16 protein-coding genes are annotated in these 20,941 nt (G+C 64.5%); all 16 read left to right on the top strand.

Annotated features, from left to right (window positions below; translation table 11 throughout):
- Positions 1–46: 46 nt before the first annotated feature.
- The 16 genes from ACVOLL_RS01315 to ACVOLL_RS01240 all read left to right on the top strand — a co-directional run bounded on the left by ACVOLL_RS01315 (position 47) and on the right by ACVOLL_RS01240 (position 20,886).
- Positions 47–1,855, top strand: coding sequence for an AAA family ATPase (locus ACVOLL_RS01315; RefSeq protein WP_481511219.1), 1,809 nt, complete (start codon positions 47–49; stop codon positions 1,853–1,855).
- Entirely contained in the window at positions 1,842–2,726 is an 885-nt protein-coding gene (locus ACVOLL_RS01310) for a MinD/ParA family ATP-binding protein (RefSeq protein WP_282271271.1), read from the top strand. The genes ACVOLL_RS01315 and ACVOLL_RS01310 overlap by 14 nt, the downstream gene beginning before the upstream one ends.
- Entirely contained in the window at positions 2,723–3,472 is a 750-nt protein-coding gene (locus ACVOLL_RS01305) for an RNA polymerase sigma factor FliA (RefSeq protein WP_481511218.1), read from the top strand. The genes ACVOLL_RS01310 and ACVOLL_RS01305 overlap by 4 nt, the downstream gene beginning before the upstream one ends.
- A 13-nt stretch (positions 3,473–3,485) precedes the next feature.
- Positions 3,486–3,878, top strand: coding sequence for a chemotaxis response regulator CheY (gene cheY, locus ACVOLL_RS01300; RefSeq protein WP_296250556.1), 393 nt, complete (start codon positions 3,486–3,488; stop codon positions 3,876–3,878).
- On the top strand, positions 3,878–4,498 hold the full coding sequence (locus ACVOLL_RS01295; protein WP_481511217.1) for a protein phosphatase CheZ: 621 nt from the start codon (positions 3,878–3,880) through the stop codon (positions 4,496–4,498). The genes cheY and ACVOLL_RS01295 overlap by 1 nt, the downstream gene beginning before the upstream one ends.
- A gap of 3 nt (positions 4,499–4,501) precedes the next feature.
- Positions 4,502–6,370 carry a chemotaxis protein CheA gene (locus tag ACVOLL_RS01290; protein ID WP_481511216.1) on the top strand — a complete coding sequence of 623 codons (1,869 nt, stop codon included), beginning with the start codon at positions 4,502–4,504 and terminating at the stop codon, positions 6,368–6,370.
- Positions 6,371–6,530: 160 nt separating this feature from the next.
- Positions 6,531–7,271: a flagellar motor protein gene (locus ACVOLL_RS01285; protein WP_296250550.1), complete on the top strand. Its 741-nt coding sequence runs from the start codon at positions 6,531–6,533 to the stop codon at positions 7,269–7,271.
- A gap of 3 nt (positions 7,272–7,274) precedes the next feature.
- On the top strand, positions 7,275–8,222 hold the full coding sequence (motD, locus tag ACVOLL_RS01280; protein WP_481511215.1) for a flagellar motor protein MotD: 948 nt from the start codon (positions 7,275–7,277) through the stop codon (positions 8,220–8,222).
- Positions 8,222–9,004, top strand: coding sequence for a ParA family protein (locus tag ACVOLL_RS01275; protein ID WP_481511214.1), 783 nt, complete (start codon positions 8,222–8,224; stop codon positions 9,002–9,004). The genes motD and ACVOLL_RS01275 overlap by 1 nt, the downstream gene beginning before the upstream one ends.
- Positions 9,001–9,981 (top strand): chemotaxis protein CheW, encoded by a 981-nt coding sequence (locus tag ACVOLL_RS01270; RefSeq protein ID WP_481511213.1) that lies wholly within the window; start codon positions 9,001–9,003, stop codon positions 9,979–9,981. Before ACVOLL_RS01275 ends, ACVOLL_RS01270 begins: the two co-directional genes overlap by 4 nt.
- Positions 9,982–10,260: 279 nt before the next feature.
- Positions 10,261–10,569 carry an STAS domain-containing protein gene (locus ACVOLL_RS01265; RefSeq protein ID WP_303749795.1) on the top strand — a complete coding sequence of 103 codons (309 nt, stop codon included), beginning with the start codon at positions 10,261–10,263 and terminating at the stop codon, positions 10,567–10,569.
- A complete protein-coding gene (locus ACVOLL_RS01260; protein WP_038688521.1) occupies positions 10,566–10,931 on the top strand; it encodes a response regulator in 366 nt (121 codons plus the stop codon). Before ACVOLL_RS01265 ends, ACVOLL_RS01260 begins: the two co-directional genes overlap by 4 nt.
- A gap of 36 nt (positions 10,932–10,967) precedes the next feature.
- Positions 10,968–12,929: a chemotaxis protein CheA gene (locus tag ACVOLL_RS01255; protein ID WP_481511212.1), complete on the top strand. Its 1,962-nt coding sequence runs from the start codon at positions 10,968–10,970 to the stop codon at positions 12,927–12,929.
- A gap of 296 nt (positions 12,930–13,225) precedes the next feature.
- Positions 13,226–15,478, top strand: a complete 2,253-nt coding sequence (locus ACVOLL_RS01250; RefSeq protein ID WP_481511211.1) for a methyl-accepting chemotaxis protein — start codon at positions 13,226–13,228, stop codon at positions 15,476–15,478.
- A 133-nt stretch (positions 15,479–15,611) separates the two neighbouring features.
- Positions 15,612–18,245: a methyl-accepting chemotaxis protein gene (locus ACVOLL_RS01245; protein ID WP_481511210.1), complete on the top strand. Its 2,634-nt coding sequence runs from the start codon at positions 15,612–15,614 to the stop codon at positions 18,243–18,245.
- 409 nt (positions 18,246–18,654) lie between these two features.
- Positions 18,655–20,886, top strand: a complete 2,232-nt coding sequence (locus tag ACVOLL_RS01240) for a methyl-accepting chemotaxis protein (RefSeq protein WP_481511209.1) — start codon at positions 18,655–18,657, stop codon at positions 20,884–20,886.
- Positions 20,887–20,941 lie beyond the last annotated feature (55 nt).

Genomic DNA, 20,941 nt, shown 5'->3' with positions numbered 1-20,941 from the left:
CGCCAACGCCACTCCTTCGCCGCAGCCTCACTCCCGGTACCAAAGCATGAAGATCAAACGTTTCGTCGCCGCTGACATGCGCACCGCCATGAACCTCGTGCGCAAGGAACACGGCCCCGATGCCGTGATCCTGTCCAACCGGCGGATCGAGGAAGGTGTGGAGATCGTGGCTGCCGCACACTACGACGAGACCGCAGTGAAGCAGGCGCTGGAAGCCAGCCGCCCGGCCCCGCCGGCACCGGCCAAGCCGCGCAGCGCCGCCGAAGCCATCATGGCCGCGATGACCCGCCGCAAGGCACCGGAACCGGAACCGGTGACCGCCACCACCTCGGCCGTCGCCGCCCTGGCACGTTCGGCGGTTGGCGCCACCGGTCGCTCCATCGACAACAGCATCGAGTTGGCACCGGGCAGCCGCTTCGCCGGCCTGCTCAAGTCGGCCGAGGTTGAACCAGTCGCTCCCCGCGCGCCGGCGCCGCAGAGCTTGTTTGCCACCCAGCCGGCCAGCGCCGACGAACTGCCGATCGTGCCGGCGTTCCGTCCGGCCGGCAGCACCGCTGCGGTCGCGCCACTGGCAACCGTACCTGCTGTCACCCAGCAGGCCAGCTTCGCCGACGCCATCGCCGCCGTCACCATCGAGCCGCCGGCTCCGATCGAGCGCGCACGCTTTGCCATCGATCCGCCGATGCAGGAGCCGGAGCTGGTCCCACAGCAGCCAGCCGTTGCCGTGGCGATCCCTGCAATTCCTCCTGCGCCGGTGCTCGCCGTCGCCGCGGTGGCACCCGCAATCGAGCAGGTCGCGCCGATCGCTACACCGATCGCTGCGTTCGCAGCCCCGCAATCGGTTGATGCCGCAGTCGTCGCTGCCAACGAAACCGTCGTACCCGCAGTGGTCGCCAGCACTGCCCCGGTCAACCCGATCGCCACCAGCCCGGTGATCATCGCCCGCGACGACGAACAGCTCAGCCAGCTGCGCCAGGAAGTGGCCGGCATGCGCCACCTGATCGAGCGCGAGATGAACCGCTTTACCGATGAGCGCCTGCGTGGCAGCGCGGTACGTGCCAATGCGCTGGACCTGATGGACGAATACGGTTTCGACGCTGGCCTGGCCCGCGACGTCGCCACCCAGATCCCGGCCGACATTGACCCGAGCCGCGCCCGCGGGCTGATGCTGGGGCTGATCTCCAAGAAGCTGCCGATCGCCCCGGTCGATCCGATGGAAACCGGTGGCGTCATCGCTCTGGTCGGCCCCACCGGCGCCGGCAAGACCACCACCATCGCCAAGCTGGCCTCGCGCTTCGCCGAAGCCCATGCCGCCCGCGACGTGGCCCTGGTCACCACCGATACCCAGCGCATCGGCGCCCGCGAGCAGCTGTACGGCTTCGGCCGCCAGCTCGGCATCGCCGTGCATGAGGCCAATAGCGGCACCGACCTCAACCAGCTGCTGCAGAAGCTGGCCGACTACAAACTGGTGCTGATCGATACCGCCGGCCTGGGCCAGCGCGACCGCGCCCTCACCGCCCAGCTGCAGTGGCTGCGCGCCGCCGGCCAGATCCGCACCCTGCTGGTACTGCCCGCCAACACTGCCTTCCAGGACATGGACGAAGTGGTGCGCCGCTTCAGCGCAGCCAATCCGCAGGGCGTGGTGCTGACCAAGCTGGACGAGACCGGCCGCTTCGGTTCTGCCCTGTCGGTGGCGGTCGATCACCGCCTGCCGATCACCTGGGTGACCGACGGCCAGGACGTTCCGGAAGACCTTTATCGGGCCTCTGCCGCAAATCTTGTACTCCGCCTTGAAGATTTGCGCCGCGCGGCCGATATGCCCTGCAACACGGAGTTGAACAATGCAGTCGCGTGAGTACGCCAAGCTGACCAACACCTTCCCGCTGTCGGCAACCCGGCATGAACCCGCCGGCCCGGTACGCACCATCGCGGTCACTGGCGGCAAGGGCGGTGTAGGTAAAACCAATGTCTCGGCCAACCTGGCCGTGGCACTGGCAGGCATGGGCAAACGAACCCTCCTGCTCGACGCCGACCTGGGCCTGGCCAACATCGACGTGGTGCTGGGCCTGCAGCCCAAGCACACCCTGGCCGACCTGGTCGCCGGACGCGCCACGCTGGAAGAAGTCATCATCGAAGGCCCGAACGGCGTGCTGGTCGTGCCCGCCGCCTCGGGCCGCCGGCACATGGCCGAGCTGCAGCCGGCCGAACACGTTGGCCTGGTCAATGTGTTCTCCGAGCTGGAGCGCGAGCTCGATGTGATGATCATCGACACCGCCGCCGGCATCACCGACAGCGTACTGACCTTCTGCCAGGCCGCCCAGGACACCGTGGTGGTGGTCTGCGACGAGCCGGCCTCGATCACTGACGCCTACGCACTGATCAAGGTGCTCTCGCGCGAGCGCGGCGTGGACCGCATCCAGGTCGTCGCCAACATGGTGCGCGACCCGAATGAAGGCCGCGCCCTGTACGAAAAGCTGGTGCGGGTCTGCGAGAAGTTCCTGATCGATGTCTCGCTGAACTACCTGGGCTGCGTGCCGCAGGACGACTGGCTGCGCCTGTCGGTGCAGCGCCAGCAGCCGGTGGTCAAGCTCTATCCTTCCGCGCCGGCCTCGCTGGCCATCAACGAAATCGCCCGTCGCACCGCGCGCTGGCAAGCCCCAACCGCCCCGCGCGGCGGCGTTGAGTTCTTCCTGGAACGCATCATCCAGCAGAAGGTGAAGGCATGAACAATGCAGCCGCCCAATACCGTGAAGTCCAGCGCAGCGCGGCCAATGACTGCATCGCTCGCCACGCCGACCTGGTACGCCGTATCGCCCATCACCTGGCCGCGCGCCTGCCCGCCAGCGTCGAGGTCGATGACCTGATCCAGGCCGGCATGATGGGCCTGATCGAAGCCTCGCGCAGCTATGACTCCGAACAAGGCGCGTCGTTCGAAACCTATGCCTCGATCCGCATCCGCGGCTCGATGATCGACGAAATCCGCCGCGGTGACTGGGTACCGCGCTCGGTACACCGCCGCGCCCGCGATGCCGCTGCCACCATCCGCCGCCTTGAGCAGAGCAGCGGCCGTGCGGCCAGCGCCAGCGAAGTTGCCGAAGCGATGGAGCTGCCGCTGCCCGAATACATGCGTCTGGTTGAAGACGCCTCGCGTGGCCAGGTGCTGAGCCTGGAGTCGCGCATCGAAGACCAGGGCGAGCTCGACACCCCGACCACCGGCGGCCCCAACCCGCAGCAGGTGCTGGAGCGCAGCCAGTTCGGCGCCGAGCTGGGCAAGGCAATCGGCCAATTGCCCGAGCGCGAGCAGCTGGTGCTGTCGCTGTACTACGAGCAGGAATTGAACCTGAAAGAAATTGGCGCGGTATTGGGCGTAAGCGAATCCCGCGTCTGTCAGATCCACGGCCAGGCCACGCTGCGTCTGCGTGGCCGACTGAAGATTTTCGAGGCGGCCGACGCCGGGCTCGAAGAACCATGAAGAGGAAAGTCTTTTGAACAAGAACATGCGCATCCTGATCGTTGACGACTTCTCGACGATGCGTCGCATCGTCAAGAACCTGCTCGGCGATCTGGGCTTCACCAATACCGCCGAAGCCGAGGACGGGCATGCCGCGTTGTCGATGCTGCAGAGCCAGCCGTTCGATTTCGTCGTCACCGACTGGAACATGCCGGTGATGACCGGTATCGAGCTGCTCAAGGCCATCCGCAACGACGCCAAGCTCAAGACCCTGCCGGTCCTGATGGTCACCGCCGAGGCCAAGCGCGAGCAGATCATCGAGGCCGCACAGAGCGGCGTGAACGGCTACATCATCAAGCCGTTCACTGCGCAGACCCTGGAAGAGAAGCTCGGCAAGATCTTCGAACGCCTGGCAGCGAGCGCCTGATGAACCAGTCCGGCGAAGCATTGAGCGACAAATCGGCCCTGGTGCAGCGCCTGCAGGACGCACTGGCAGCATTGGAAAGCGGCGATGAGGCTGGCTGGCGTCGGGAAATCGACGCGCTCGCCGCCCTGCGCACGCAGCCGATGATGTCCGGCCTGGACAGGCTTGCACGCGAGCTGGGCCAGGCGCTGGGCGAACTGCCCAGCGTGCCTAGCGAAGCCGGCGAGCTGGATGACGCCTGCGCGCGTCTGGACCACGTGGTGCAGATGACCGAGCAGGCCACCCATCGCACGCTCGATCTGGCCGAAGAATGCCGCGCGCTGACCGAGCGCCTGCGAGCGGACGGGCTGAATGCCGAACAGGGCGAAATCCTCGAACGCATCCGCCACAACCTCACCGAAGTAGCGCTGACCCAGAGCTACCAGGACCTGACCGGGCAGATCATCCGCCGCGTGGTCGGCATCGTCCGTCGCGTGCATGAAGGTTTTGGCGCACTCGGCCTGCCGCCGCCGGAAGAAGACGCGCGCAACCAGGGCCTGGCCGGCCCCGCCGTCAACGGCCTGGACCGTCATGCGGTGTCGCAGGTGGACGCAGACGACCTGCTCTCGGATCTGGGGCTGTAACACATGAGTGCTTTTGCCGACGACATCGCCGCCGACTTCATCCTCGAAGCGCAGGAGATCCTGGATCGCCTCGGCGAGCAGCTGGTGACGCTGGAACAGGCACCGCACGACAGCGAGCAGCTCAACGCCGTATTCCGTGGTTTCCATACCCTCAAAGGCGGCGCCGGTTTTCTGGCGATCCATCCAATGGTGGAGCTCTGCCACGCCGCCGAAGAAACCCTGGGCATGGCGCGGGCCGGCAAAGCCGAACTGCTGGCGCATCACTTCGACGCCGCCCAGCAATCACTGGATTGGCTGCAGGCCATGCTCGACGCAGTGTCTTCGGGCACCGAACCGGAGCACGCACCTGCTGCACTGATCGCACAGTTCGATGTAGGCGCCGCACCGGTGGTCGCGGTCGCGCAACCGGTCGCTGCGCCTGCGGGTGACAGCGACCTGATCAGCGAAGACGAGTTCGAAGCGCTGCTCAACGAACTGCATGGCAGCGGTACGCCCGGTGCCCAGCCGATCGCTGCGGCAAAGCCCGGCGACGACCTGATCGACGAAGACGAATTCGAAGCCCTGCTGGACAAGCTGCATGGCGGTGCCGCTCCTGGCGCTGTCGCTGTCGCTGTGCAGGCGATTCCTGCTGCGCCCAAGCCCAAGCCGGCCGCGGCACCCGCCGCACCCGCTCGCCCTGCAGCAGGTGCAGCCAAACCAGCCGCCGCGAAGGCTGCCGAGCCCGAGCACACCGTGCGCGTGGACACCAAGCGCCTGGATGCCATCGTCAACCTGATCGGCGAACTGGTGCTGGCCCGCAACCGGCTAAAGACCTTGCGCATGCGCCTCAAGGACGAAGAGCTCGACCGTGCTGTCTCCACCCTGGACATCGCCACCGCACGCCTGCAATCGGCGGTGATGCGGACCCGCATGCAACCGGTCGGCAAGGTGTTCTCGCGCTTCCCCAAGGTTGCCCGCGACGTTGCCCGCTCACTGCAGAAGGAAGTCGATCTGGAATTGATCGGCGCCGATACCGAACTGGATCGCAATCTGGTCGAAGCGCTGGCCGATCCGCTGGTGCATCTTGTGCGCAACGCCATCGACCATGGCGTCGAATCGCCCGAGCTGCGCGAAGCCCAAGGCAAGCCACGGATGGGCCGGGTGCGCCTGTCCGCGCAGCAGGAAGGTGACTACGTCAGCATCGAGGTGCAGGACGACGGCGCCGGCATCGACCCGGAGCGACTGCGCGCCAAGGCTCGCGACAAGGGCCTGCTCGACCCGGAAGCCGCCGCCCGCCTGAGCAGCGAAGAGTGTCTGCATCTGGTGTTTCTGCCCGGTTTTTCGACCAAGCAGGAAGTCACCGATATTTCCGGCCGTGGCGTCGGCATGGACGTGGTGCAGTCACGCATCCGCGAGCTCAGCGGCCAGATCCAGATCCAGTCCGAGCTGGGCCGCGGCAGCCGCTTCCTGATCCGCGTACCACTGACCCTAGCGATCCTGCCGACCCTGCTGGTGCAGGCTGGCGAAGACGTCTATGCCCTGCCCTTGGCACGGGTAATGGAAGTGCTGCATGCCCCGGCGACCTCGCTGGGCTGGTTTGACGGCCGCGCCGTATTGGATCGCAAGAGCCACACACTGGCGCTGCTGGATCTGCGCCAATGGCTGGGCGTTACCCCGGCACCGTCAACGTTGCTGACCATCGTCGTGCTGCAGATGGGCGAAGCCCGTTTCGGCCTGGTGGTAGACCAGGTACGCGGCCGCGAGGAGGTGGTGATCAAGCCGCTACCACGTGCCCTGCGCGGCCTGAACGGCTATGCCGGCGCCACCCTGATTGGTGATGGGCGGATGGCGCTGATCCTGGATGTGGATGGGTTGCGTGGGGTGCAGAGCTAAGTGATGCAGGCGCAAGCCGTCCGCAAGCCCTGCAATCTCGCGACCCAGCGGGTGCTGCGATCCCGACTGTCCCCTCTCCCGCGCGCGGGAGAGGGGCTAAAGAAAACAGCTGCACCGCTCATTGATTCAAGACCGCTACAACGAGGCCGATATACGCACCATGGACCGACTCAGCATCATTGGACTTTTCCTCGCCCTCGCCTCCCTGGTGGGCGGCAGCATCCTCAAGGGCGCCGGCCTGTCCTCGCTGTGGTCACCTGCTGCCTTCGTGATCGTCATCGTCGGCACCCTGGCGGCAATCCTGTTGCATACCTCGCCAGCGGTCTTCAAACACGCTTTCAAGATCGTGCGCTGGGTGATCCGCCCGCCAGCCAGCGACCGCCGCGCGCTGGTGCAGCAGATCGTCGACTGGAGCAATATCGCCCGCCGTCAGGGCCTGCTCGGCCTGGAGCCGCAGGTCGAACTGCAGGACGACCCGTTCATCCGCAAGGGCCTGCAGCTTGTGGTCGACGGCGTCGAGCCGGACACCATCCGCCACATGCTGGAAATTGAACTCGGCAGCCAGGAGCAACAGGATCTGGCCGCAACCAAGGTGTTCGAAGGCATGGGTATCTACGCCCCTACCCTGGGCATCATCGGTGCCGTGCTCGGCCTGATCGCGGTGATGAAGAACCTCGCCGACCCGAGCAAGCTCGGCCACGGCATTGCTGCCGCCTTCACTGCCACCATCTATGGCATCGCCTCGGCCAACCTGTTGTTCCTGCCGGTGTCGGCCAAGCTCAAGGGCGTCATCGCCAGCAGCTGCCGCGAGCGCGAAATGATCATCGAAGGCCTGATCGCCATTGCCCAGGGCGAGAACCCGCGCAATATCGAAAACAGCCTGGCCGGCTTCGTGAACTGAGCCATGGCCCGTCGCAAGCGCCACGAAGAGCACGCCAACCACGAAGCATGGGCCATCCCCTATGCCGACCTGATGACGCTGCTGCTCGCCTTCTTTGTGGTGATGTACGCGATCTCGTCCTTGAACGAAGGCAAGTACCGGGTCATGGCCGATGCCTTGACCACCGCCTTTGGCGGCGCCCCGCGCACCATCAGCCAAGTGCAGGTGGGCAACAAGCAACTTCAGGGCGGCGGCTTTGATTCGCCCTCGGTGATCAGTGCGCCGAGCATGACCGGCGGCGCGCTGGCCGACCCGACCCAGCTGCCATCGATGGCGTCGCATATGCGCATGCCAGTTTCCGCGCACAACCAGGAACAGCTGCAACGCGCCGAGCGCCAGCTCAACCAGATCGCTGATCGCCTGAGCAAGACGCTGGCACCACTGGTCAAGCAAGGCGTCATCACCGTGCGTCGCACCGAGTTGTGGATCGAGGTCGAGATCAACAGCGACATTCTGTTTGTCACCGGTTCCGCCGCGCTTGATGTCGGTGCCCGCGAAACCCTGGGCACGCTGGCCGATGTATTGCTGGACGCCCCCAACGGCGTGCGCGTGGAAGGCCACACGGACAACCTGCCGATCGCTACCGCGCAGTTCCCATCCAACTGGGAACTGTCGGCCGCACGCGCCGCCAGCGTGGTGCACCTGTTCGCCGACCATGGCGTGCAGCCGCAACGCCTGGCGATGGTCGGTTACGGCCAGTTCCGTCCACGCGAAAACAACGATGCGCCCGAAGGGCGCAACCGCAACCGGCGAGTGATGGTGATCATTCTTGCCGATTCGGCAGCAGCAGCCGATCTGCCTGCTTCCGGTAACACCACAGCCAGTACCAGCGACGACAACGGCAACGGCGGCACTTCTGCCGCAGGCGCCATTCGCAGCGCGGTACCGGCGGTCATCGAAGGAGTCCAATGATGCGTATCTGGGCCATAGCCAACCAAAAAGGCGGCGTCGGCAAAACCACCACCACGTTGTCACTGGGCCGCGGCCTGGCCGCTCGCGGGCACAAGGTGCTGCTGATCGACCTGGACCCCCATTCCTCCTTGACCCGCGCCTTCGGCGTACCGGTTGAGCCGGTGCCGCAGGGCGTGCAGGAACTGTTCGCCGCCCCGCCGCACGAGATCGCCGCACTTGCGCGCCACAGTGATATTCCCGGCTTGGACTACCTGTGCGCCCAAGCCTCGCTGGCCACCCTGGAACGGCGCAGCGCCAACCAGCCCGGTCTGGGCTTGGCCCTGCAGCAGGCCCTGGCGCGCCACGGCGAACAACACGATTACATCCTGCTCGACTGCGCACCGACGCTGGGCTTGCTGATGATCAATGCACTGGCCGCGGCCGACCGCCTGATCATCCCGACCCAGGCCGAACCGCTGGCCCTGCACGGCCTAGATGGCATGGTCCGCACCGGTGAAATGGTTGAACGTTCGCGCAAACGTGCGCTACCGATCTCGGTATTGCCGACGCTGTTCGACCGCCGAACCCGCGCCGGCAACGAGACCTTGAAGCTGATGCAGGAACGTCACGGCGAACGTGTCTGGGAAGACGCGATTCCGGTTGACACCCGCATCTGCAATCCCGCCGCCCTGACCGTGCCGGTGCTCGGCGACGATTACCCAGGGCGCGGCATGGCCGCTTACCGGCACGCACTCGAGTGGCTGCTGCTCAACGAGGCCGCGCAACTGGAGCGCGCCGCATGAGCAACGACGTACTCGACGACTACCTTGGCGAACTGCTGCTGGAAGCGGTACCCGCAGCGGTGGTCGCAGCACCCTTACCGCCCGCCAAATCGGCGGCGATCGAAGTGCCGGGTGACAGCGCTGAACTTGAAGCAGTGTTCGAAGCGGCACTGGCTGAAGCGCAAGCCAAGCCTTCAGCCGCACCGGCACCTGCTCCGGCAAGCATTGCGCCCGGCGATACCGCGGCCTTGCAGGCTGCCTTCGATGATGCGATGGCAGCCACCAGCGCCGCCAATGCCGGTCGCCCTCCTACCTGGGATGACCTGCCGGATGAAGTGATCTACGAAACCGGCCCGGCCGAAAGCCGCAAGCTCGCCCATAGCGACAGCGCCAGCTTGCAGGCTGCGTTTGAAACCGCCGCAGGCTTGCCGGCAAGCCCGGTCCCGGCGCCGCGTAGCACTCCGAACGTCCGCGCCCTGGCAGAGCCTTCGTCGGATGCACGCCCCAGCACCTGGCAGGAACTACAAGCACAGGCACGGCGCCCAGCCGACGGTCCGCAGCAACGCCGCGCCGCCGAGCGCAGCTCGCGCTGGTTGCGTCTGCGTTGTGGCCAGCAGACCTACGCACTGGAGCTGTTGAAGGTGCAGGAAGTGGTATTGCCGGTACCGCTGTTGGCACTGCGCGGCACCGGCCCAGCGATGCTCGGCATCATGAACCTGCGCGGCCAGGTGGTACCGGTGATGGACCTGTGCCGCCATCTCGACGTGCAGAGCGCACCGGAAGACTCGCAGACCCGCATCGTCGTACTGGAAGAGAATGGCGAGACCCTCGGCCTGCGCGTGTCGGCGGTGGAAGACGTCGCCAACCTCAACGATTCGCAGATCGAGCCCCCCGACACTGCGCGCATCTGCCAGATCTCCAACGAACTGTTCCGCGGCATCGCCCGCGTTGGCCAGCAACCGATGATCCTGCTGGACGCCGCCCGCCTGCTGCGCTGATTCCCTCCTTCCTTTCGCACAGCGAAGGGGAGGAGGCAAAGGTAGTGCCGAGCCATGCTCGGCAGAGGCTTTCCCGGTAAGGCTCCAGCCGAGCATGGCTCGGCTCTACCCAATCAAAAGCTACCCCTCCCCAGCCCTCCCCTCCGCCTTTGGCGCAAGGGAGGGAGCAAGGCCCAAAACCGTGCGCCCGTTAACACTATCTGCTGCAGCGCATCGCGGCGCTAAAGATCACTGACGTATCGCCGCTATCTCTCCCAGTAACGTTTGTTCGGAGCAACGATGAGCACTGTGGCCCTGGCGCAGGATCTCGGCATCGAGTCCACCAGCGAGTTGAAACAACACCTGGCAACCCACCTGCCGCAAGCGGGCGAGTTGCGCGTGGATGCCAGCCAGGTGGGCCGTGTGCACACCGCTGCAATGCAGGTGCTGTGCGCCTTTGTGCTGGCCCGCCAGCAAGCTGGCAACGGCACCGTCTTTGACAACGCTACCGATACCTTCCGTGACGCCGCGCGCCTGCTCGGTGTCCTCCGGACCCTTGGTCTGGAAGCAACCCCTGACACAACGAAATCTGTGGAGAACGCTGCATGAGCGCACGAATCTTGGTGGTGGACGACTCGGCGTCAATGCGCCAGATGGTCTCTTTTGCCCTCACCTCGGCTGGCTTTTCAGTTGAAGAAGCCGAGGATGGCGCAGTCGCTCTGGGCCGGGCCAAGGGCCAGCGTTTCAACGCCGTGGTCACCGACGTCAACATGCCGAATATGGACGGCATTTCGCTGATTCGTGAGCTGCGCCAGCTGCCGGACTACAAGTTCACGCCGATGCTGATGCTGACCACCGAGTCGGCCGCCGACAAGAAATCCGAAGGCAAGGCCGCCGGCGCTACCGGTTGGCTGGTCAAGCCGTTCAATCCAGAACAGCTGGTTGCCACCGTACAGAAAGTCCTGGGCTGATCAGCCCACCTGCCCCACCGATCGGATACCGCGCCAATGAGCATGGACCTGCAGCGTTTCCACGCCACCTTCTTCGAAGAAAGCCGCGAAGGGCTGGATGCAATGGAGGCCGGCCTGTTGGCACTGGAAGACGGCCAACACGACCCCGAAGTCATCAACTCGGTGTTCCGTGCCGCGCATTCGATCAAGGGCGGTGCCGGCACCTTTGGTTTTGACGCCATCGCCGCCCTCACCCATGTGCTGGAGACCCTGCTCGATGAGCTGCGCTCCGGCAAGCGCGCCCTCGAAAGCAACGCGGTCGACGCGATGCTGGGCTCGGTGGACGTACTGCGCGCATTGCTGCGCGAGGTAGAGCACGGCCAGCCTGCCGACCCCGCAGCCGTCAAGGCGATAACCGACCGCTTGCAGACCGTACTTTCGGGAGCAGCGCCGGTTGCCGTGGCGGCCGTCAAGCAGGAAGAAACCCCGGATGCCTGGCAGATCGGCTTTGCCCCGGCGCCGTCGCTGTTCATGAGCGGCAACGATCCGCTGCGCATCATCCGCGAGCTGGAAACCCTGGGTTCCCTGCACGTGGAACCGCGCATGGCGCGCCTGCCCAGCTTCGACCAGCTCGATCCGCTGGAAGCCTATCTGGCCTGGGACCTGGGCCTGGTCGGCAAAGTGCCGCGCAGCCGTATCGAAGACACCTTCGCCTGGGTCGTCGATGACTGCGAGCTGGATATCCGTCCGGCCGCCCCGCCCAGCCTTGCGGTGGAAGCGCCGGCCTCGGCCGTTGCCAACATCGCCGAGGCCGCCGTCAAAGCCCCCGCCAGCGGCCAGCAGCATGAAGCCGAAAGCTCGATCCGGGTCAGCGTCGACAAAGTCGATGCACTGATCAACCTGGTCGGCGAACTGGTCATCACCCAGGCCATGCTCAAGCAGGTTTCCGGCGGGCTGGATCCGGCCCATGCCGAACAATTGCTGGCTGGCCTGGATCTGCTCGAACGCAATACCCGCGACCTGCAGGAAGCCGTCATCGGCGTGCGCATGCTGCCGGTGGATGCGGTGTTCCGCCGCTTCCCGCGCCTGGTCCGCGACCTCTCCAGCCGCCTCGGCAAGCAGGTCCGCCTGCGCACCATCGGCGAGGGTACCGAGCTGGACAAGGGTCTGATCGAGAAGATCGCCGATCCGTTGGTGCACCTGGTCCGCAACTCCATCGACCACGGCCTGGAAATGCCGGACGTGCGTCGCGAGTCCGGCAAGGACGAGACCGGCACGATCACCCTGGCGGCATCGCATCAGGGCGGCCACATCGTTATTGAAGTCAGCGACGACGGCCGCGGCCTGAACCGCGACAAGATCCTGGCCAAGGCGCTGGAACGCGGCTTGAGCGTGCCGGACAACCCCACCGACGCACAGGTATGGGACCTGATCTTCCAGCCCGGCTTCTCCACCGCCGATGCGGTCACCGACCTGTCCGGTCGTGGCGTCGGCATGGACGTGGTCCGTCGCAACATCCAGGCACTGGGTGGCGAAGTGCAACTGGAAAGCCGCACCGGTGCAGGTACCCGCGTACTGATCCGGCTGCCGCTGACGCTGGCCATCCTTGATGGCATGACCGTCTCGGTTGCCGGCGAAACCCTGATCCTGCCGCTGGCCTACGTACTCGAAGCACTGCAGCCGCAGCCAGACGACATCCGCAGCATGGCCGGCGAAGGCCGCGTGTTGCGGGTTCGCGGCGAATACCTGCCAATCCTGTCGCTGGGCCAGTACTACGGTTACCCCGACAATCCACAGGCCGAGCCGTTGGTGGTCGTCGTCGAAGGCGATGGCCAGAAGATCGCGCTGGAAGTGGATGAGTTGATTGGCCAGCAGCAGGTTGTGGTCAAGAACATCGAGAACAACTACCGCCGTATCAGCGGCGTCTCTGGCGCCACCATCCTGGGCGACGGCCGGGTTGCGTTGATCGTCGATATTGGTGGTTTGGTGCGTTCACTGCGTACCCAGCAAGCTGCCTGATCGCACCATGACAAACATCTGACGCCGCACGCCCAGCATTGGGGCGTGCGGCGTTTTGCTGTGCACGCGACCATGCCGGAACCGGCGCTGCCCCTGAAAGGTCTTCCGCCACGGGCGGCTGAATCACAACCGCAGAACACCTTCAAGAACATCGCAGGCGTGCCGATACCGCATCGCAATGCAATCAGGTTGTCAACCAACCTGGGGCCTCCGTCGCGGCCTGCACCACTCATGACACTCCCCAGGAGCGCCGGACCTGTGGATAGCCCCTATGCCCGTCTACGGAGATGCCTGCAATGAAGTGGTTCCAGAACCTCTCGATCACCCGAAAGCTGGTGCTTGCGTTCTGCAGCACCGGCCTGCTCACCTTGCTGCTCGCACTGTTTGCGGTGTGGCGCATGAACGTGGCCGATGCCCAGATCGAGCAGGTCAACAACAACTGGATGCCGGCCGTCCAGCAACTCGGCGAAATGCGCGCCCAGCTCGGCGAGTTCCGCACGTTCGAGCAGGCCCAGCTTGGCTACCAGGGCGATGCCGCACAGCTGGCCGACTATGACAAGCGCATGGCCGATACCCGCAAGCTGATTGAAGCGGCGGAGAAGGCTTACGACGACATCGAAGCCGGTTACAGCACCGATGAGCTGGCCCTGTACAACAAAATGAAGGAGCTGCGTGCCGGCTACTTCGAAGCCCATGATCGTATCGCTGCGGCCATCGCTGCCGATGACTTCGTCACCGCCAGCAGCATTTCCAGTGACGACTCACGCAAACTGCGCCGCGCCCTGTTCGACCAGCTCAAGCAGCTGTCGCAGTACAACCAGGATCAGCTCAGCAAGCAGACTGCAGAGTCCCAGCAGGCACACGACCGCTCGGTCGCTGCAATCCTGATCGGGCTTGCCCTGGCGCTGCTGCTGGCTGGCGCACTTGGTTTGGCGATCATCCGCGCCATCACGGTGCCGCTTGCCGATGCAGTCCGTGTTGCCGACGATGTCGCCGCCGGCAAGCTCGACCGCCGCATCGATGCCTCGCGGCGCGATGAGGTAGGCATGCTGCTGCAGTCCATGCAGCGCATGCAGTCGCAGCTGCAAGCGGTGATTGGTGCCCAGCGCCAGATGGCCCAGCAGCATGATGCTGGCACCATCAGCTACCGCATGGACGAGACCGCCTTCCCCGGCGACTACGGGGTGATGGTCAAGGGAAGCAACACGCTGGTCGCCTCGCACATCCAGATGCTGCAGTCGGCTCTCGAAATCATCAAGCGCTATGCAAACGGCGACCTGTCCGTCGATATCGAACGCCTGCCTGGCGAGAAGGCCGTCATCACCGAGACGGTTGATGCGGTCAAGGCCAGCCTGTCGGCGATCAACAGTGAAATCAAACGCCTGGCCGGTGCTGCCGCCCAAGGCGACTTCTCGGTGCGCGGCGATGCCAATGCCTACCAGCACGATTTCCGCGACATGGTCAGCAGCCTAAACCAGCTGATGGAAACCACCGACGGCAATCTGTCCGAGCTGTCACAGCTGTTGCAGGCCATCGCTCGCGGCGACTTGACCGCAAAGATGCAGGGCGACTTCCACGGCGTGTTTGCCGATATGCGTGACGATGCCAACGCCACCGTCGAGCAGCTCACCAGCATCATTGGGCGAATCCAGCACGCCGCCTCCAGCATCAACCTGGCCGCGACCGAGATCGCCACAGGTAACAGCGATCTGTCGCGTCGTACCGAGCAGCAGGCGGCCAACCTGGAAGAAACCGCTGCCTCGATGGAGGAACTGACTTCCACCGTACGCCAGAACGCCGAACACGCGCGCCAGGCCAATCAGCTCGCCATCGGCGCGCATGGGGTCGCCAGCCAGGGCGGCACCGTGGTCGGTCAGGTCGTCACCACCATGAGCGCGATTGAAGCCTCCTCGAAGAAGATCGGCGACATCATCAGCGTCATCGACGGCATCGCCTTCCAGACCAATATCCTGGCGCTGAACGCCGCCGTGGAAGCGGCGCGTGCCGGTGAGCAGGGTCGAGGCTTCGCGGTGGTCGCCTCGGAAGTACGCACCCTCGCCCAGCGCTCCGCCGCTGCCGCCAAGGAAATCAAGGGCCTGATCGACGACTCGGTTGGCAAGGTCGGCGAAGGTTCGGCGCTGGTGCAGCAGGCCGGCGCCACCATGGACGAGATCGTCACCTCGGTGCAGCGAGTGACCGACATCATGGCCGAGATCTCGGCGGCCTCGCAGGAACAGAGCGCCGGCATCGACCAGGTCAACCAGACCGTGATGCAGATGGATGAGACCACCCAGCAGAACGCCGCGCTGGTGGAAGAAGCCACCGCCGCCGCACGCTCGATGGAAGACCAGGCCAACCAGCTGAGCGAGGCTGTGGCGGTGTTCCGCACCGACGCCGTACAGGCAGTTGTCGCCCAGCCGCAACAGACCAAGGCTGCGTTTGCTCCTGCAGCACCCGCACCTACGCGTCGCCTGCGTGCAGTCACCCCGGCGCAGCGTGGCAATGCCGCGGTACGCATCGACAACGACGGCGATTGGCAGGAATTCTGATCGCCAGCTGTCCACCAACAAACGACGCCCCTGAATAGGGGCGTCGTCAATTCAGAGCAAGAAAACGCTCCAGCTACACCTGTAGATGCCGATGTACTGACAAACCCCTTACATTCCAGGCCAGCAGTAACCCATGTCTTTGCCCGCAAGTTTCCTAACCCGCAGTATTGCAATGCGCTTGATGCTGGGAACGGCATTGGTCGCGACCTTCGCATTTGGCCTCACCGCACTGTTCATCTACCTGCGCAGCAGCGACGCATTGCTGTCGGCGTCGCGGGTCAGCCTTGAGAACATGGCCCAGCTCGAAGCCCAGCGCATCTCCAGCGAACTGGGCCGCGGCTTCGAAGCCAACGACACGCTGTCCCGCAGCTTCCTGGCACTGCGCCAGCAAGGCGGCTTCAGCCGCTTGAGCGCTGCGCAGGTGCTGCATTCCCAAGCCTTGAACAATCCGCAGTGGGTGGGCGTCGGCACATTGTGGGAGCCACAGGCCTTCGACGGCGACGATGCCAACCATATCGATGCCGACGGCCATGACGCCAGCGGTCGCTTCATGAGCTATTGGGCCTGGCAGGACGGCGCCCCGGTGCAGGAACCGCTGCGCGGCTACGACGTACCTGGTGACGGCGACTGGTACCTCCAGCCGGCCGCCACCAAGAAGCCCTCCGTGCTGGAGCCCTATAGCTACGAGATCGGCGGCAAGAAGATCCTGATGACCACGCTGGCGACGCCTATCGTGCAGGACGGCCAGTTCCTGGGCGTGGTGACGGTGGATTTCGCCCTGCAATCGCTGCAGGACCGCCTGTCCAAAATGCGCCCGATGCAGGAAGGCTATGTGCGCCTGCTGTCGCCAGCAGGCACCATCATCGCTGATCGTGATCCAGCCAAGGTCGGTAGCAAGGCCGATGACGCAGACACCCGCGCGATGCTGGCCAACACCGCCAACGGCAAGATCAGCTTCGAGCAGCACCATGACGACGCCCTCGACCAGGACATGGTGGAAACTTATGTACCACTGAAGATAGGCGACGCCGGACAGACCTTTGCCTTCGGCGTAGTGGTACCTCGCGCCCTGCTGATGCAGCAGGCACGTGCCCTGCTGTGGACCATCATCGTGGTCGGAATTGCTGCCGCCCTGCTGCTGTGCGGCGCGCTGTTCCTGCTGCTGCGCAGGTTCGTCTTCAAACCGCTGAACGAAGCGGTCAAGCTGTCCGACAACATCGCCGCCGGCAAGCTCGACAATGCCGTCAGCGTGCAGCGTGACGATGAGCTGGGTGCACTGCTCACGTCGATGCAGCGCATGCAGTCGCAGCTGCAGTCAGTGATAGGCGCGCAACGCGAGATGGCCAAACAGCATGACGGGGGTGTGATCAGTCACCGCATGGATGAGGCAGCATTCCCCGGCGACTACGGGGTGATGGTCAAGGAAAGCAACGCGCTTGTCGCCTCGCACATCCAGATGCTGCTGTCGGCACTGGAGATCATCAAGCGCTATGCCAACGGCGATCTTTCCGTCGATATCGAACGCCTGCCCGGCGAGAAGGCAGTCATCACCGAGACCGTGGATGCGGTCAAAGCCAGCCTGTCGGCGATCAACAGCGAGATCAAACGTCTGGCCGGTGCCGCGGCACAGGGCGACTTCTCGGTGCGCGGCGACGCCAATGCCTACCAGCATGATTTCCGCGACATGGTCAGCAGCCTCAACCAGTTGATGGAAACCACCGACGGCAACCTGTCCGAACTGTCCCAGCTGCTGCAGGCCATCGCCCGCGGCGACCTTACCGCGAAGATGCAGGGTGATTTCCACGGCGTGTTCGCCAATATGCGTGACGACGCCAACGCTACCGTTGCTCAGCTGACCGATATCATCGGCCGCATCCAGCACGCTGCCTCCAGCATCAACCTGGCCTCCAGCGAAATCGCCACCGGCAACAGCGACCTGTCGCGCCGCACCGAGCAGCAGGCTGCCAATCTGGAAGAAACCGCGGCCTCGATGGAGGAGCTGACCTCCACCGTGCGCCAGAACGCCGAGCACGCGCGCCAGGCCAACCAGCTCGCCATCGGCGCGCATGGCGTCGCCAGCCAGGGCGGCACCGTGGTCGGTCAAGTCGTCACCACGATGAGCGCGATTGAAGCCTCCTCGAAGAAGATCGGCGACATCATCAGCGTCATCGATGGCATCGCCTTCCAGACCAATATCCTGGCGCTGAACGCCGCCGTGGAAGCTGCACGTGCCGGTGAGCAGGGTCGAGGCTTCGCCGTGGTCGCCTCCGAAGTACGCACCCTCGCCCAGCGCTCAGCCGCTGCGGCCAAGGAGATCAAGGGCCTGATCGACGACTCGGTTGGCAAGGTCGGCGAAGGCTCGGCACTGGTGCAGCAGGCCGGTACCACCATGGACGAGATCGTCACCTCGGTGCAGCGCGTGACCGACATCATGGCCGAGATCTCGGCCGCCTCGCAGGAACAGAGCGCCGGCATCGACCAGGTCAACCAGACCGTGATGCAGATGGACGAAACAACCCAGCAGAACGCCGCTCTGGTGGAAGAAGCCACCGCCGCCGCACGTTCGATGGAAGACCAGGCCAACCAGCTGACCGAGGCCGTTGCGGTATTCCGAATCGCCGCCCACAACAACAGCAAGCCCACAGGCAATGCGCCGTCCGCTGCCGTCGTGCAGCACCCGCAACCGCGTCTGCGTCAGGTCGCAAGCAGCGCACGTGGTGGACAGGCGGTGCGGAAACTGGATGACGGAGACTGGCAGGAGTTCTGAGCCGACCAAGCCGACTGAAAGCCCCCGTCACCCAGTGCCGGGGGCTTTTTTGTTTCCTTCAGTACGCGGGACAAAAAAAAGCGCTCAAACCAGGCGTCGCGATTGATCGTAAGAGAGTCGATGAAATGATGTGAAATAGTGAATGGCCACACATTCCGCACTTCGGCGCCGTCACCAATTTTTCATGATGTCTTTGAACAGATAAGCGACGTGATAGTCGCGTGAACAATTGTGCTGAATTCTTCAGAATTCCGGACAGATAGGCCCCTACAGCACAGTCAGGTAACGCCGTTATCGGCTATGACAACGCCCGCATAGGCTTGCGGCGTGGACACTACGCTGTGCGAAAGACGGTTGGAAAGCGACCTGCGCAGCGCCCCAAATCTGCAGTCGATCCGGAGAGTCAGAGATGGAGTTCTTTCGCAACCTCAGCATCGCCAGAAAACTCGCAGTTGCTTTCACACTGACCACGCTGACCACCCTCGCCATGGGCGGCTTTGCCGTACAGCGCCTGCACCAGGCCACCGCCCAGCTCGACCAGGTCAGCGCCCGCTACATGCCGGCCGTGCAGTATCTGGAGCGGATGCGCGCGGACCTGGCCGAGATCCGCATCGCCGAGTTGTCCCAGCTTTCCCATCTGAACGAGCCAGCCTTCGTGGCCGAATACAACCAGCGCATCATCGAACAGCGACAAAAGCTGGCCGAGCACCGCAAGCAATACGAAGCGCTGCCCGCCGACAGCAGCCAGCAGGCGCTCTACGCCGAACTGGGCAAGACCTTGGAAGCCTACTTCAGTGCGCACGCCTTGATGGAGAAGGCCATCACCGAGGGGCAATTCGAACTGGCCCAGACCATATCCAACGATCAATCACGCGTCAGCCGCCGCGACCTGTTTGACGCGGTCGAGAAACTCAGCGGTCACGTTGCCTCTGTACTGGACAAGGAAGTCGCAGCAGCCAAGGCTGCGCAGACACGCAGCACCACCGCCATCATCGTCTGCATGCTGCTGCTTGGCCTGTTGTCCGTCGCCCTGGGCGTGGTGATCGTGCGCGCCATAGTGCGCCCGGTGAACGACGCACTACGCGCCGCGGACGATGTCGCCAATGGCCGCTTGGACAGCACCATCGACGGCAGCCGCAAGGACGAAGTTGGCGCCCTGCTCGCCTCGATGCAGCGCGTGCAGAACCAGTTGAAGACCGTGATCGGCGCGCAGATCGAGATGGCGCGTGAGCACGACCAGGGCGCCATCAGCTTCCGCATCGACGAATCCCGATTTCCCGGCGAGTACGGGCGGATGGTGCGCGAGGTCAACACCCTGGTTGCCCAGCACATCGGGGTCAAGATGCGCGTGGTTGAAGTCATGCGTCACTACGCCCGCGGTGATCTGTCGGTGGACATGGACCGTCTGCCTGGCGAGAAGGCCGCCATTACCCAAGCCATGGACAGCACCAAGGCCAGCCTTTCGGCAATCAACAATGAGATCAAGCGCCTTGCCCATGCGGCCGCGGCCGGTGACTTCAGCCAGCGTGGCAATGCCGATCAGTTCGAGCACGACTTCCGCGACATGGTCGGTGGCGTCAATTCGTTGATGGAAACCACCGAGGACAATCTCGGCCACCTCTCGCAGCTGCTGCAGGCGGTTGCCCAGGGCGACCTGACCCAGCGCATGGAAGGTGATTTCCGCGGGGTATTCGCGCGCATGCGTGACGATGGCAATGCCACCATCGACCAGTTGACCGGCATCGTCTCGCGTATCCAATCGGCCAGCGGCAGCATCAGCTTGTCAGCCAGCGAAATCGCCACCGGCAACGACGATCTGTCGCGGCGAACCGAGCAGCAGGCGGCCAATCTGGAAGAAACCGCCGCATCCATGGAGGAGCTTACTTCCACCGTGCGCCAGAATGCCGAGCACGCACGCCAGGCCGATCAGCTGGCACGTGGCGCGGCCGAGGTTGCCGCGCAGGGCGGCAACGTAGTCGGGCAAGTGGTGACCACCATGAGCGCGATCGAGGCCTCGTCGAAAAAGATCGCCGACATCATCAGCGTCATCGATGGCATCGCCTTCCAGACCAACATCCTGGCGCTCAATGCTGCGGTGGAAGCGGCACGCGCCGGCGATCAGGGCCGTGGCTTTGCGGTGGTGGCGTCGGAAGTGCGCACGCTGGCGCAGCGCTCGGCGGCGGCGGCCAAGGAGATCAAGGGCTTGATCGACACCTCGGTCGACAAGGTCGCCGAAGGATCGCAACTTGTACGCAACGCCGGCAACACCATGGACGAGATCGTTGCCTCGGTACAGCGTGTCACCACCATCATGGCCGACATCTCCTCCGCCTCGCAGGAGCAGTCCACCGGCATCGACCAGGTCAACCAGACCGTCATGCAGATGGATGAGACCACCCAGCAGAACGCCGCATTGGTGGAAGAAGCCACCGCCGCCGCACGCTCGATGGAAGACCAGGCACATCAGCTCACGGATGCGGTGGCGCAGTTCCGTCTGGCGGGCTCCGTAAGTGCATCGCTGGCGAAAGTTGCTGCCAGCCCGGGGGCTGCACCACCGCGTGGTCGCCCCGCATTGCGGGCAATTCCGAAGTCGACCAGTCGCGCGCCGGTCGCCAGTACGGATGATTGGCAGGAGTTCTAACTCCACAATGTTGGCGACTGGGTCCTCTTCGTCCTGCTGGCTGCCCCTGAGCAAG

It is taken from the genome of Stenotrophomonas sp. STEN035 (assembly GCF_056759935.1).
Note: the sequence above shows the minus strand (reverse complement) of the source record. Positions and strands in the feature narration are given on the sequence as shown.

Bases quoted from the DNA above. Each gene is read 5' to 3' on its own strand.
- ACVOLL_RS01315 (WP_481511219.1), top strand. From the start codon at position 47: ATGAAGATCAAACGTTTCGTCGCCGCTGACATGCGCACCGCCATGAAC.
- ACVOLL_RS01310 (WP_282271271.1), top strand. From the start codon at position 1,842: ATGCAGTCGCGTGAGTACGCCAAGCTGACCAACACCTTCCCGCTGTCG.
- ACVOLL_RS01305 (WP_481511218.1), top strand. From the start codon at position 2,723: ATGAACAATGCAGCCGCCCAATACCGTGAAGTCCAGCGCAGCGCGGCC.
- ACVOLL_RS01295 (WP_481511217.1), top strand. From the start codon at position 3,878: ATGAACCAGTCCGGCGAAGCATTGAGCGACAAATCGGCCCTGGTGCAG.
- ACVOLL_RS01290 (WP_481511216.1), top strand. From the start codon at position 4,502: ATGAGTGCTTTTGCCGACGACATCGCCGCCGACTTCATCCTCGAAGCG.
- ACVOLL_RS01285 (WP_296250550.1), top strand. From the start codon at position 6,531: ATGGACCGACTCAGCATCATTGGACTTTTCCTCGCCCTCGCCTCCCTG.
- motD (WP_481511215.1), top strand. From the start codon at position 7,275: ATGGCCCGTCGCAAGCGCCACGAAGAGCACGCCAACCACGAAGCATGG.
- ACVOLL_RS01275 (WP_481511214.1), top strand. From the start codon at position 8,222: ATGCGTATCTGGGCCATAGCCAACCAAAAAGGCGGCGTCGGCAAAACC.
- ACVOLL_RS01270 (WP_481511213.1), top strand. From the start codon at position 9,001: ATGAGCAACGACGTACTCGACGACTACCTTGGCGAACTGCTGCTGGAA.
- ACVOLL_RS01265 (WP_303749795.1), top strand. From the start codon at position 10,261: ATGAGCACTGTGGCCCTGGCGCAGGATCTCGGCATCGAGTCCACCAGC.
- ACVOLL_RS01260 (WP_038688521.1), top strand. From the start codon at position 10,566: ATGAGCGCACGAATCTTGGTGGTGGACGACTCGGCGTCAATGCGCCAG.
- ACVOLL_RS01255 (WP_481511212.1), top strand. From the start codon at position 10,968: ATGAGCATGGACCTGCAGCGTTTCCACGCCACCTTCTTCGAAGAAAGC.
- ACVOLL_RS01250 (WP_481511211.1), top strand. From the start codon at position 13,226: ATGAAGTGGTTCCAGAACCTCTCGATCACCCGAAAGCTGGTGCTTGCG.
- ACVOLL_RS01245 (WP_481511210.1), top strand. From the start codon at position 15,612: ATGTCTTTGCCCGCAAGTTTCCTAACCCGCAGTATTGCAATGCGCTTG.
- ACVOLL_RS01240 (WP_481511209.1), top strand. From the start codon at position 18,655: ATGGAGTTCTTTCGCAACCTCAGCATCGCCAGAAAACTCGCAGTTGCT.